The 14,084-nt window shown below is 32.5% G+C and carries 13 protein-coding genes; 2 read left to right on the top strand and 11 right to left on the bottom strand.

The window, feature by feature from the left end; genetic code table 11:
• Positions 1–125: 125 nt before the first annotated feature.
• The 9 genes from ftsY to C3E88_RS08355 all read right to left on the bottom strand — a co-directional run bounded on the left by ftsY (position 126) and on the right by C3E88_RS08355 (position 10,129).
• Positions 126–1,019, bottom strand: a complete 894-nt coding sequence (ftsY, locus tag C3E88_RS08395) for a signal recognition particle-docking protein FtsY (RefSeq protein ID WP_336513081.1) — start codon at positions 1,017–1,019, stop codon at positions 126–128.
• 301 nt (positions 1,020–1,320) lie between these two features.
• The gene (gene smc / locus C3E88_RS08390) at positions 1,321–4,899 is read right to left on the bottom strand and encodes a chromosome segregation protein SMC (protein ID WP_236909725.1); all 3,579 of its coding nucleotides are present in this window, start codon (positions 4,897–4,899) and stop codon (positions 1,321–1,323) included.
• Positions 4,900–4,917: 18 nt separating this feature from the next.
• Positions 4,918–6,012 carry an elongator complex protein 3 gene (locus C3E88_RS08385; RefSeq protein ID WP_236909724.1) on the bottom strand — a complete coding sequence of 365 codons (1,095 nt, stop codon included), beginning with the start codon at positions 6,010–6,012 and terminating at the stop codon, positions 4,918–4,920.
• Entirely contained in the window at positions 6,005–6,727 is a 723-nt protein-coding gene (gene rnc, locus C3E88_RS08380) for a ribonuclease III (protein ID WP_236909723.1), read from the bottom strand. The genes C3E88_RS08385 and rnc overlap by 8 nt, the downstream gene beginning before the upstream one ends.
• Before the next feature lie 64 nt (positions 6,728–6,791).
• Entirely contained in the window at positions 6,792–7,022 is a 231-nt protein-coding gene (gene acpP, locus C3E88_RS08375; RefSeq protein ID WP_236909722.1) for an acyl carrier protein, read from the bottom strand.
• A gap of 30 nt (positions 7,023–7,052) precedes the next feature.
• Positions 7,053–8,045 carry a phosphate acyltransferase PlsX gene (plsX, locus tag C3E88_RS08370; protein ID WP_236909721.1) on the bottom strand — a complete coding sequence of 331 codons (993 nt, stop codon included), beginning with the start codon at positions 8,043–8,045 and terminating at the stop codon, positions 7,053–7,055.
• 121 nt (positions 8,046–8,166) lie between these two features.
• A complete protein-coding gene (gene rpmF, locus C3E88_RS08365) occupies positions 8,167–8,346 on the bottom strand; it encodes a 50S ribosomal protein L32 (protein WP_236909720.1) in 180 nt (59 codons plus the stop codon).
• Positions 8,347–8,359: 13 nt separating this feature from the next.
• Complete coding sequence (locus tag C3E88_RS08360) at positions 8,360–8,869, bottom strand: YceD family protein (protein ID WP_236909719.1); 510 nt, start codon at positions 8,867–8,869, stop codon at positions 8,360–8,362.
• 54 nt (positions 8,870–8,923) lie between these two features.
• A complete protein-coding gene (locus C3E88_RS08355) occupies positions 8,924–10,129 on the bottom strand; it encodes an acetate/propionate family kinase (protein ID WP_236909718.1) in 1,206 nt (401 codons plus the stop codon).
• Positions 10,130–10,258: 129 nt separating this feature from the next.
• Here C3E88_RS08355 and C3E88_RS08350 point away from each other — a divergent pair, with 129 nt between their 5' ends.
• Complete coding sequence (locus C3E88_RS08350; RefSeq protein ID WP_236909717.1) at positions 10,259–11,515, top strand: nucleotidyltransferase; 1,257 nt, start codon at positions 10,259–10,261, stop codon at positions 11,513–11,515.
• A 26-nt stretch (positions 11,516–11,541) separates the two neighbouring features.
• On the opposite strand, the gene C3E88_RS08345 is transcribed toward C3E88_RS08350, so the two are convergent.
• Positions 11,542–12,327: a patatin-like phospholipase family protein gene (locus C3E88_RS08345; RefSeq protein WP_236909716.1), complete on the bottom strand. Its 786-nt coding sequence runs from the start codon at positions 12,325–12,327 to the stop codon at positions 11,542–11,544.
• A 116-nt stretch (positions 12,328–12,443) separates the two neighbouring features.
• Here C3E88_RS08345 and ylbJ point away from each other — a divergent pair, with 116 nt between their 5' ends.
• A complete protein-coding gene (ylbJ, locus tag C3E88_RS08340) occupies positions 12,444–13,637 on the top strand; it encodes a sporulation integral membrane protein YlbJ (RefSeq protein ID WP_236909715.1) in 1,194 nt (397 codons plus the stop codon).
• On the opposite strand, the gene C3E88_RS08335 is transcribed toward ylbJ, so the two are convergent.
• Entirely contained in the window at positions 13,638–14,084 is a 447-nt protein-coding gene (locus C3E88_RS08335) for an ATPase (RefSeq protein ID WP_236909714.1), read from the bottom strand.

Genomic DNA, 14,084 nt, shown 5'->3' with positions numbered 1-14,084 from the left:
AATAAATGCGGTTATATATTTTTTTTATCATTAAAAGTGACATTTTCACTGAATAAATTTCTATGTTCTTATGTGACATTTTCATTGACTATTGACATATATAAAATTAAAATTTTATATATTGACTAATTAAATATAGCTTCTATAAAATCATCTACATTGAAAGGTTGCAAATCCTCTATACCTTCTCCTACTCCTACAAGTTTTACTGGCAAACCTAACTCGGATTGTAACGCAATCACCACTCCACCTTTAGCGGTTCCATCTAGTTTGGTTAATGCAACCCCCGTAATATCACAAACTTCTTTAAATACTTTTGCCTGAGAAATAGCATTTTGCCCAGTGGTTGCATCTAATACTAGCAATACTTCCTTTTGGGCTTCAGGATATTCCTTTTCTACTACACGAAATATCTTGTTTAACTCATTCATCAAATTCTTTTTATTGTGAAGCCTTCCAGCAGTATCACATATCAAAACATCACCTTTCCTTGCTTTCGCAGCTTGAATACCATCAAATATTACTGCCGCAGGGTCTGCCCCTTCATTATGGGAAATAATGTCTACTCCTGCTCTATTACCCCATTCCTCTAATTGTTCAATAGCTGCAGCTCTAAAGGTATCACCAGCTGCAATTATTACTTTTTTACCTTCTTTTTTTAAATTATAAGATAGTTTCCCAATGGTTGTTGTCTTACCTACACCATTTACTCCTACAACTAGCACCACTGCAGGAGACGGTTCCAACTTTAACTGGTTTTCCTCTCCTGATTGAGTCATCATCTTCTTTATTTCATCCTTTAGAAGTTCTTTAATATCTTCTGGTTCTTTAATCTTTTCCTTCTTAACCCTATTCTTTAATCTATCGGTTAGTTCCATCGTTGTATTAATACCTACATCTGCAGTGACAAGTATTTCCTCTAAATCATCAAAGAGCTCATCGTCTATTTTAGTATAGGATTTTAAAATACTATCAATCTTATCCGTCATCTCTTTTCTCGTCTTATCCAATCCCTGCATTAGCTTTTCAAAGAAGCTTAGTTTTGGCTTTGATTCAGCTTTATCTTCTTCTACTTCATCTAATGTTTCTTTTGCATGTTCTACCTTAATTCCTGCTTTGCCTTCTAAAGTAGATTCCTCTTCTTGCATTTTTACCTCTGATACATCCTGCTTTTCATTCAATTCTAAATCATCATCTTTTTTATCTTTACTTTTTTTATTCCATTTAAATAAATTTTTGAACATATTTAACCTCCTGATAGAAATTCAATAATTATTATGTCAAAATAAATAAATCATCTCTTTACTCTTAACTGCTAATCTAACTAGCTATTTCATCTAAATCATCTGTTAATTTGACAGAAACTATTTTACTAACTCCTTCCTCTTCCATAGTTACACCATATAATATATCAGCTATCTCCATAGTACTTTTTCTATGGGTTATCATGATAAATTGTGTGTCATGGGATAAGCTTTTTAGATAGTTTGTGTATCTGTTTATATTAGCTTCATCTAATGCTGCATCTATTTCATCTAATATGCAAAAAGGTGTAGGTTTAGTTTGAAGTATTGCAAATAATAAAGCCACTGCAGTTAAAGACTTTTCTCCCCCGGAAAGCAGAGATAAATTCTGCAATTTTTTTCCTGGTGGTTGAGCTTTTACTTCTATCCCACAGCTAAGAATATCCTCTTCATCTTCTAATATTAAATCTGCCTTACCTCCATCAAATAATACGGAAAAAACCTTGTTAAAATTCTCGTTTATCTTGTTAAAGCTATATAAAAACTGCTCCTTCATCTTCATTTCCATATCATTTATCACTTTTTGTAAATCTGCTTTAGCCGCTAATAGATCATCATGCTGCTTAATAATAAACTGTAATCTTTCCCCTGTAACTTTATACTCGTCAATGGAGTTTAAGTTAACAGTACCCAAATCTTTTATTTCGTCCTTTAACTCATTTACCTCTAGGACTGCTTTATCTAAATCATCTATTTCTATCCATAGCTTCATGGCATCATCAAAAAGTAACTCGTAGTCCTCCGCAAGTCTTTTATTAATATTATCAAGCTGAACATCATACTTTGCTTCTTTCACCTCATATTTTGTTTTAGATTTTTCCAATCGATTTAATTTTTCATTTATTTCCTTTAACTGGCTTTGTTGCAAATAATAATCTTTCATAGCTTCTGTTTTTTCTTCTCTTAAAAGATTAAGACTTACATCTTTCTCCCCTTCTAATTGAGAAAGTTTGACGATATCTCTCTCCTTTGAGTCTACAAGAGTACCTATGTTTACTATCTTACCTTTGATATTTGTTAACTCTTCCTTTTTTTCTCCTTGCAAAACCTTTAAATTACTAATTTCATTTTCTATACCCAAAACTTTTTCTTCATTGTCGATCAATTTATTTTCCAATAGATTGATTTCTATCCTCATATCCGTTACTTCTTTCATCAACTGGTCCCTAACAATCTTGACTGACTCAAATTGTTGCATAAAATCCTTAACGTTGTTTTTTATCTTTTCATTTTCTTCCATTAGATACCTTAATTGCTTATCTAACGCTTTTTTGTCTTCCTCTATCTCTATTAATTCTATATTTAATCTATTGATCTCATCTTCGTATTTAATAAAAGATTCTTGGTTCTTTTCTACCTGAGAATTAAAATTAGCTTTTTCATTCTCCAACCTGATTATTTCAATGTTTAAACTTTGTAATTCTTCTTTATATTTATTTAATTCATTAATATTGTCTTCTAGTTTGTGTTTTATATATGTTTTTTCTTGCTCTAAATCCCTTTGGATCTTAGATAGAGTGTTTATCTCTTTTTTTAATTTCTCTAATCTATATCCTCTATTTAGTAAATTGCCACTAGTTCTAGCCATACTACCACCAGTCATAGAACCACCAGGATTTATTATATCCCCTTCTAAAGTTACAATTCTAAATCTATAATTAAATCTTTTTGCTACAAGGGTAGCATCATCTAAGTCCTTTACAACTATGGTTCTACCCAATAAATATTCTATAATATTTTTATATCTTTCATCATAACTAACTACCTCAGACCCTAACCCTAATATATTTAAATCTTCCCTGTCCTTAGGACTGATATCTATTGGATTGCCTTTTATTGTTGAAAGGGGTAAAAAAGTAACTCTACCTAAGTTGTTTTTTCTTAGATATTCGATAATAAATTTAGCATCTTCCTCATTAAAAGTAACTACATTTTGTAAATTTCCGCCCAATCCAACATCTATGGCTTTTTCATACCTTTCCTCTACCCTTATAATATCCGCTACTACTCCTATTAGTCTACCCTCTAAACCTTCATCTCTTTTACAGGCTTGCATTAAATTTTTAACACTTTTATAGTATCCATCATAATCGTCTTGCATATTTTTTAATAAATTATAATTAGATATTTTCCCTTGTAACTCTACCTTACTATCGTTTAATCTATTATATAGATGATCTAATTGTTCCTTATAGTTATCGTCCTTTAGTCTTAGATTGGCTACAAATTTGTTATAATCAATTAGCTTTTCTTTTTTCTTAACTTCCAACTCTTTTATTTCTCTTAAGGATTGTAGATCTTGTTCCTTTCCCATCAACAAAGAATGGATCTCCTTTTCTATTTGGTGTACTCTTTTATCTATATTCTCTCTAAAGCTTAACAGATTATTAATTTTACTTTTAACATCCGTTATACCATTGTAGGAAACAATTACTTTATCCTTTTCCTCTTCTATTGTGTTTTCTTCTGCTTTGATTTTTTCATTTAATTTGTTAAGTTCCATGTTTTTTTGATTGAATTCATCCTTTAAAGCTTGTAGCAGCTTGTTTTTTTCCTTAAGTTCCTGCTGTAAATTTCTTTTTTCCTTGCTTAAATTCTCATGATTCCATTTCAATTCCCCTATTTCTCTTTCTAGCCTGTCCACATCCTTGATATAGAACTTGTGCTTTTCTTCCAATAGTTTTATTTGGTTTTTGTTTTCATTTAATTGATTTAACAGTTCAATTTTTTCATTCTGAATCCTATCTATAGATCCATCCATATCTTCTATTTTCACTTTCAGCAAATTAAATTGGGATTCTATCTTTTCCCGCTCCCTGAGCTTTTCATCCATCTGTATTGTTAAATTTATTTTTTCTTCGTCGATTAATTTTAGTTCCTTACCGATTCTATTAATATCCCTTATATATAGATTTACCTCGAGCTCTTTCAATCGATTAGATAGTCGAAGGAAAGTATTAGCTTTCTCCGACTGTTCCTTCAAACTTTCAGTTTGTTTCTCCAACTCTCCTATAATATCCTTTATCCTAATCAAATTATCCTGAGTTTTTTCAAGTTTTTTTTCAGCTTCCTCTTTCTTTGACTTGTATTTTACTATTCCTGCCGCTTCTTCGAATATATTTCTCCTATCCTCTGGTCTACTACTTAAAATTTCATCTACTTTCCCTTGTCCAACGATGGAATAGCCATCTTTTCCTACCCCTGTATCCATAAATATTTCCCTTATATCCTTCAGCCTACAGGAGGTTTTGTTTAAATAGTATTCGGATTCACCAGATCGAAACATCCTTCTAGTAATAGCTACCTCCTGATAGTCAATAGGTATAGCCCCATCCTTATTATCAAAAATAATACTCACTTCGGCATAACCCAAAGCCCTTCTCTTGTCCGTACCAGAGAATATAATATCCTCCATTTTGCTCCCCCTTAGGGTTTTAACACTTTGTTCTCCAAGGGCCCATCTAATAGCATCGGAAATATTGCTTTTGCCACTGCCATTTGGCCCTACAATAGCAGTAATACCTTCTTCAAATTCTATTTCAATTTTATCAGCAAAGGATTTAAAGCCTCGTATTTCAATTTTTTTTAAGTGCAAATCAAACACCTCTTAAATTCATATTATCGATTTTTCTTCCAAATGTTTTTTTATGGCCTTTCTTCTATCTATAGTATAAGAAAGATCGCCTATAGATATATTTATTTTCTCTAAAGGAATAGACTTCTCATATATCTTTATTTTTTTCAAATTATACTTATGGATTAGGTATTCTTTATTTCCAGAATTTTGCCCTGCTATATTAGATATTTCTTTCTTATTGGATTCAATTTTCATGACATTCTCTTTAACTAGTACTTCCTTATGAGTATCCATGTAATCGTCTAATATGATTCTGTATATATTAGACTCTACTAATTGCCTAAAAGAAGGATGGAAGGGACCATCTAATACATCTTTCCCTAAAGCTATATTGTCCGTTGGCTGCAATCCTACCCGGATAACATGAATATTGTAATACTCAAAGATCATCAACAAATCCGTAGTTATATCTACAGCTTCATTTAAAGATAGGGGTTTATAGACCTTTTCCTTATACAACTTCTCCAAATAGGTATCCTTAATAACTAGGGTGGGATAAATACGCACACAGTAAGGATCTAATTTGACAAATTCCTTAGCTGTATATATTGATTTATCCCTACTATCTCCTACAAGTCCTATCATCATCTGTAAACCAAGATTAAACCCAAAGTTTTTGATCAATTGAGAAGCCCTATATACTTGTTGGCTATCGTGACCTCTGCCACTTTTATTCAATACTTCATCCACTAGGGATTGAACCCCTAATTCAATAGTATCTACCTTATACTCTTTAAGCAAATCTAGTATATCCTTATCTATATAATCTGGCCTTGTAGATAGCCTAATACCATGTATTATGTTTTTATCTTTATATTTTAATGGCACAGATAATAGTTCCCTCTGTATATTCTTATCAATGCCAGTAAAACTGCCACCATAAAAAGCAACCTCTATTTGAATTTCTCCCTCTGGAAATGTAGCCAAGTGTTCATCTATTATGGTTTCCACATCTGCTGGGGTAATATTCGTAGATAATCCCGTTATTCTTCTTTGATTGCAGAAAACACAATCATGGGGACAGCCTAAATGTGGTACAAATATGGGTATAATAAAATAATCTTTACTCATTTTTTTCACCTATTCTTAATAGAGCTTGCTTTGCAGCCATTTGCTCTGCTTCCTTCTTATTTCTGCCCATACCGCTACCGATGATTTTGTTTTCTACAATCACATTCATATAAAACTTTTTATTGTGATCGGGTCCTATTTCTTTTTCCACTTCATATTCAATTTTGGATTTAGTCCTCTTCTGAAGTACTTCTTGAAGCTCCGTTTTATAGTCTATAAACAAACTTCCTTTAGAAATAGCATAGATAACCTCTTCCTCAAACATGCCTATTAAATATTGTCGGGTACTATCTATACCTCCATCTAAAAAAATAGCACCTGATAGCGCTTCAAATGCATCCGCCAAAATAGAATCTCTATTTCGTCCTCCTGTGGCCTCTTCGCCTTTACCAAGTAAAATATAAGCTCCTAAATCTATTTTTCTTGCTGCAAAAGCCAGGGAAGATTCACAGACTATAGCAGCTCTTTTTTTTGTCAATTCTCCTTCTGGTAGCTCTTCAAAACGATCAAATAAGTACTGGGACACTATTAAACCTATTATAGCATCGCCTAGAAATTCTAGCCTTTCATTATTTTCGTTACTTTTCATCTTGTTTTCATTTGCATAAGAACTATGGGTCAAGGATATGTTTAATAAATCTATATTATTAAATCTATAGTCTATTTTTTCTTGCAAGTCTTTTAAACTCTGTTTTCGTGTAAATGATATTTTCACAATATTACCTCCAAATATGTCGACAGTAAATTATCAGGCCTCTTAAGAGACCTGATAATTTATATCAATCTATATACTCATCAATATAATTAACAGCATCTCCTACCGTATTTATCTTCTCTACTTCATCATCTTCTACTTCTAGATCAAATTCATCTTCTAAGGCCATTATTAACTCAACTAAGTCTATAGAATCTGCGCCTAAATCCTTTCTAAAAGAAGTATCCATAGTAATATCATCTTCATCAATATTAAATTGATTTGATATCATCATTTTTATCTTTTCATATACCATTTAAAAGCACCTCCAAAATATAATATATCTTTATTTTTCAATATTTATTTCATTTTCAATAATTTTTATTACATCTTTTTCAATAAATGTCTTCGTCTGTCTAATGGCATTTTTTATTGCAAAAGCATCTGAACTTCCATGAGCTTTAACTACTGGTTGTTTTATCCCTAATAATGGCGCCCCACCATATTCCCTGTAATCCAATCTATCTTTAAAGGATTTTAATTGGGATTTCAACATCAATGCCCCTACCTTTGATTTGAAGGATTTGGTAAACTCCTCCTTAAGGGTAGAAAACATGGATATAGCCATTCCTTCTGTCAATTTTAATATAACATTGCCAACAAACCCATCACAAATTATAACATCCACCAATCCCTCTGGAATATCCCTTACTTCCACATTGCCAAAAAAATTTAGATTAGCATCTTTAAGTAGATCGTAAGCTTCCCTCACTAATGCATTACCCTTCCCTTCTTCGACGCCTATATTTGCTAGTCCTACCTTAGGAGAGTTTATTCCCAATACCTTTTCACTATAAATAGACCCCATCATAGCAAACTGTTTCAGATATTCAGGCTTACAGTCTACATTTGCACCAACATCTAATATGAAAGAGATCCCTGTTTTTGTCGGATATACAGTGGCTAAAGCTGCTCTCTCAATACCCTGTATCCTTTTTACTATAAACAATCCTCCCGCCAACAAGGCCCCAGTATTACCAGTAGATACCAAGCCATCCCCATATCCCTCTGTTAATGCTTTCATTCCTACCACCATGGAAGAGTCCTTCTTTCTCCGTATAGCTAATGTAGGATCATCTTCATTAGAAATTTCCTCAGTAGCATTCAGTATATCTATAGCAGCTTTAGGAAAACTGTAATTTGATAGTTCCTTACGTATATCATCTTCTTTACCGACAATAATTATTTCTACACCTAGTTCATTTACAGCATCAACACAACCCTTTACAATTTCCCTTGGGCCCTTATCTCCTCCAATACTATCTACTATTATCTTCATGACCATCCTCCTAAAACAATTAATAGAGCTATTGATATTAAATATATTATAGAATATGTAAAAATGCAATATTTATATAAAAAAAGATAGCGACGCTACATCACTATCTTTTGCAATCTAATTACTCTACATCAATAACTTCCCTGTTTTTATAATAACCACAAGATGGACAAACCCTATGGGGTAGTTTAGGTTCATGACATTGTGGACACTCAGAGATAGTTGCCTTGTTCAATCTATAAGCAGAGGCTCTTCTCTTATCCCTCTTGGATTTTGAAGTTTTTCGCTTTGGAACTGCCATTTAAAACACCTCCTTATTCCTTTGGAAAAAAATCTTTAAGCTTTTCTAATCGTGGATCAATCTCTTCTAGAACACAATCACATTCTTCTTTATTAAGATTTATTCCACATTTTGGACATAATCCTTTACAATCCTCATTACAAAGAGGTTTCATCGGTAGTGATAAAATTACCATGTCCATAATATCTTCAGTTAAGTCTAGTTCTTCTCCCTTATAGTAAATAACCTCATCTTCATCGTCTAGAATTTCATCACTATCATTAATCAGCCTCCCTGATAAAACTGTATCTTTCTCCCTAGAAAAGGGTGTTAAACACCTTCCACAAGCCTCTTCGTATTCGTAATGGATATCAATATGGACTATTTTATCCCCTTGAGTTCTAAATATATCCCCTTTATATTCTATAGGCTTTAAGAACTTTATCTTTCGTCCATTTATTTTTAAAGCATCCTTATCTAGTTCTCCCTCAACTTGAATACTTAAAACAGCTTCTTCACGGAAATCTGATAGATCAATAGACATTTTATTCACCTCTTAAACTAACACACTTTATTATATAAAGGAGGCCAGTATTTGTCAAGAATTTTTATTATTCACAAGCTCTAGTGTATCCCTAGCTATCATCAACTCTTCATTAGTAGGTATGACTAATATAGCTGTTGATGTCAAATCCTTGCTTACTATAGCTTCCTTACCCCTAACATTGTTTAATTCTTTATCAATTTTTATATCTATACACTCTAAGCCTTCGCATATTTTTTCTCTAATGGAAACTGAATTTTCTCCTATACCTGCTGTAAACACCAAGGCGTCAATGTGGCACATAATTGCAGCATAGGCTCCTATGTATTTTTTAACTCTATTGCAAAATACATCTAAAGCTAATTGAGCCCTTTTATTTCCTTCAGCTGCCGCTTCTTCCAAATCTCTAAAGTCACTACTAATTCCAGAAATTCCTAATACTCCGGATTTTTTGTTAAATAATTCATTAACTTCATCAAAAGTCAATTCTTCCTTTTCCATTATAAATGGAATGATGGCAGGATCCACATCACCAGATCTAGTTCCCATAGCTAAACCTTCCAATGGAGTAAAGCCCATACTTGTCTCTACAGACTTCCCACCTTGCACAGCACAAACGCTGGCACCATTTCCTAAATGACAAGTTACTATATTTAAATCCTTTATATCCTTACCAAGCATCTCAGCAGCTTTTAAAGATACATATTTATGAGATGTACCATGGAATCCATATTTTCTAATACCGTATTTTTCATATAATTCATATGGCAATGGATATATATAGTTTGACATAGGTATTGTTTGATGGAATGCAGTATCAAATACCCCTACCATTGGCGTATTTGGCATAAGGGCCTTACATGCTTCAATCCCCATTATATTTGGTGGGTTGTGAAGAGGAGCTAAATCTATACAATCGTTAATAGCTTCCATTACTTCGTCATCGATAAGTACAGAATTTGCAAACTTTTCTCCACCATGAACTACTCTATGCCCTACCGCTCCAATTTCATCCATGGATTTGATAGCCCCATAGTTTGGATTAATTAGAGCATCAAGTACTAATTCCAAAGCCTTTCTATGATCTTTCATTGGTTCTTCAATTACAACCTCTTCTTTCCCTGTAGTAGCATGCTTTACACGGGACCCTTCTATACCTATTCTCTCTACCAATCCTTTTGCTAACACTTCTTCTTTTTCCATATTTATCAATTGATATTTCAAAGAAGAACTACCACAATTAATTACCAATATATTCATCTTCATTCCTCCTATTAAATTGATATTAACTATAAATAATATTATTATATATTCGTTAAAAAATCAACGATATAATAATCTCCAAATAATATGTTATAATATTGGAAAAACCAAATGGAGGCTGCCATTATGAAAGTAGTAGGTTTTATAACTGAATATAATCCTTTCCATCTTGGACATAAACACCATCTGGAGATTTCAAAAAATATGACCAAATCAGACTACTCCATAGCAGTTATGAGTGGTTCCTTCGTCCAAAGGGGAGAACCTTCTCTAATAGACAAATGGACCAAAGCAAAAATGGCTATCGACAATGGAGTAGATTTAGTTTTAGAACTACCCTTTATATTTTCAACCCAATCAGCAGAGTTATTTGCTTATGGCGGCGTAACTTTGCTAGATCAGCTAAACATCGTAGATTATATGACCTTTGGGAGTGAATTAGGCGAAATAGGACCTTTAGTTGAAATTGCCGATGTTTTAGTTACAGAACCCCCTTATTATAGAAAAAGCCTAAGAAAATATTTGGATATGGGTTATTCCTTTCCCCAATCTCGTAGCAATGCGCTAGAAGATTATTTTATTAATACCAATTCAAATATAATAGACTCTATTGATATTAAAAACACCTTAGAGATGTCAAACAATATATTAGCTATCGAGTATTTAAAGGCTCTAAAATCTATAAAAAGTAATATTGAACCCGTAGTAATTAAAAGAGTAGGTAGCCAATATAAAGATCCTATGCTCGACAACAACATATCTAGTGCTACTGCTATACGAAACAGTTTGTTAGATAACCCTGTTGAATCTATAAAGGAATATGTACCCTATAATACATACCATCACTTAGTAAATTATATCAGTAAATATAAATATTTCAATACATTGAATAATTATAACCAAATAATCCATTATTTATTAAAGATTAGTAATGGTAATAAGTTAACGAATATTATAGATGTAGAAACGGGATTGGAAAATAGGATATTAGATAAGTCTACCAGATATAGGGATATGGACCTTCTAGTTCAGTCCATAAGCACTAAAAGGTATACTAAAACTAGAATTCAAAGGATATTGATTCATCTGGCAATAGGATTGACTAAACCCGTTTATCATGAATTAGCACCTTATCACCCAGCATATATACGGGTACTAGGATCTAATGAAAAGGGATTTATTCTATTGAAGAGGATTAAAGAAAAGTCCTCTATACCAATAATAACTAAATTTGCTAATTATCCTGAGTACAATAATCCATACTTAAACCAAATCCTATACTTCGACAAAAAAGCAACGGATCTGTTTTTCCTTGGATTAAAAACCTCTAAGCCTTTTATGGATATGGATTACTATACAACCCCCTATATTATGAAAAAATAGCAATATTGCTATTTTTTCATAATATCTCATATTAAGCTATGATTATCTAGTATATGGAGAATTTTATCTTTATTTTCCATGGTAGACTCATATCCTATAAGAGCACACTCCTCTACCAATTCAAAATTTGAGGATTCAATATGGTTTAAAGGTAGCCTAATGATCAAATCTGCCAATTTTAAATCTGGCTCCATAATTTGCTTAGCCATAATATCGATGGATTGTAATACTATTTCAAACATATGTATTACTTTACTTTGATATTTACTAAAACCCACATCTACAGCTATAACTATATCTGCACCCATGTTTTTTAAAACAGAAATAGGTACTCGATCTACAACTCCACCATCTACTAGTACCCTATCTTTGTATTCTACAGGCTCAAATACACCGGGAACAGATATACTTGCCCTTATAGCCGTATGCAAAGGCCCTTCTGTAAATATTACTTCCTCCCCTGTTTTTAAGTCCGTAGCTACTATTACTAATTCCCTATCCAAATCTTCTATACTTCTATCAGCAGTAATAAGCTTTAGTATTTCTTGAATCCTATCGCCTTTTATTATCCCTTTCCGTGGCACTGTAAAATCAGTCCACATCCTTTTATCTATTTGAATTGCCAAATTCTTAATCATATTAGGTGGTATTCCTGTACAATAAAGCCCTCCAATAAGAGCTCCAGCACTACTACCAGAAATCATATCTACTTCTATTTTTAACTCTTCAAATGCTTTGAGTACTCCTATATGGGCTAGCCCTCTTGCAGCACCAGAACCAAGGGCTAAACCTATTTTTGGTCTTCCTTCCATGAAAACACCTCCCATACTCTTTTATCATATTTACAATATGGAAAAATATAATTTAATAAAGGTCTAAATAGATATATAGGATATATCTATTTAGGATAGAATAGGGGGCTGCAAATATGAAAAATTCTCTTATCAATATAGTATTCATAATTATTCTAATCTGTATTTTAATAGGTATTGTAATAAACCCAAAGCTGGCACTAGACAGTGCTCATGATGGTCTATTGACCTGGTTCAATATAGTTATCCCATCCTTATTACCATTTTTTATTATTTCCGAGCTTCTGATTGGTGTTGGCTTTGTAAATTTCGTAGGACAACTATTGGAACCTTTAATGAAACCAATATTTAATATTTCAGGAGTTGGCGCTTTCCCCTTCTCTATGAGCATCATCTCAGGATATCCTACAGGCGTAAGGATAGTTTCTAGTTTAAGATCAAGTAATGCCATCTCTAAAACAGAAGCCGAAAGAATGGTATGCTTTTCCAGCACATCTGGACCATTATTTATGATTGGTGCTGTCTCCATAGGTATGTTTAATGATCCCTCAATAGCACCATTAATATTATATCCTCATTACTTAGGAGCATTAACTTTAGGGCTACTTTTAAGATTTTATAAAAGCCGTAACAAAAAAGTATTACAATGTGGTAGAACTAGAAACAATAGGCCTATCGCACTTATAAATTTTAAGCCCAAACATCCTATAGGCAAAATTATATCAGATAGTGTAAAAGTAAGTATAAATACTATAACATTAATTGGTGGATTTATGATTCTATATGCCGTATTAGTAGAGCTTCTTTTTGCCTCTAATATTTTCAATCTATTAGTGGATATAATACAAAGATTATTGCCATTTAAAACGGATATAGAAGTGCTGAAAGCCTTTATTGCAGGTGTACTGGAGTTGACAACCGGTTGTAAAAAGATTTCAGCAATAAATATAGCGCTAATATATAAGATAGTAATGGTCAATTTTTTAATCGGGTGGAGCGGTTTTTCTGTCCATAGTCAAGCCTTAAGTTTCATAAGCAATACCGATATAAACGGTAAGCTATATTTGTTTGCTAAATTTCTTCATGGTTGTTTATCCTCTATCTATACCTATACTTTGTATACATTAAAATATAAAAACTTAATAAGCCCATCATTTTATCCATATCCCTATCCAATCGATCCCATATATGCTTTAGAATGGCCCTATTTACTTATCAATTCCTTTAAACTTGCAATATTGATGACAATTTATTTGCTAATATCATCTTTAATAATGCTATTGATTGAATGCTTCACCTCATCAGAGTAGCTATTTACCGCCTCTTAGTTCCTGCCTATTTTCATTTAATATATCTATTAAATTTTTTAATTCCTCCTGGGTATCTGCTAAAATATTATCAGCATACTCCAATGCTCCAAGGCGGATTTCCTTAGCATTATTTTGAGCTTTGGTAGTAATTTTTTCAGCTAATTCCTTTGCCTTCTTAGTTATCTCATCTTGTTCAATTAGTTCTTCCAATCTCAATTCAGCTTCATTTATAATGGTATCTGCCTCTTTTTGGGCCTCAGCCAATATCCTCTGTCTTTCCTCTTTAATCCAATTGGCTTGCTTTATTTCATCAGGCAGCTTTATTCTTATTTCACTAATTATATCGTATATCTCATCTGCATCTACCATCACTTTAGATGAAAAAGGTACTGATGATCCACTCTCAATTATATCTTCTATTTCCTCTATTAGTTTTAAAATATCCAT

This window comes from Clostridium sp. Cult3 (assembly GCF_021655115.1).
GTDB lineage: Bacteria > Bacillota > Clostridia > Tissierellales > Tepidimicrobiaceae > PPXY01.
The sequence above is the reverse complement of the archived record's forward strand: the minus strand, read 5'-3'. Positions and strand labels throughout refer to the sequence as shown.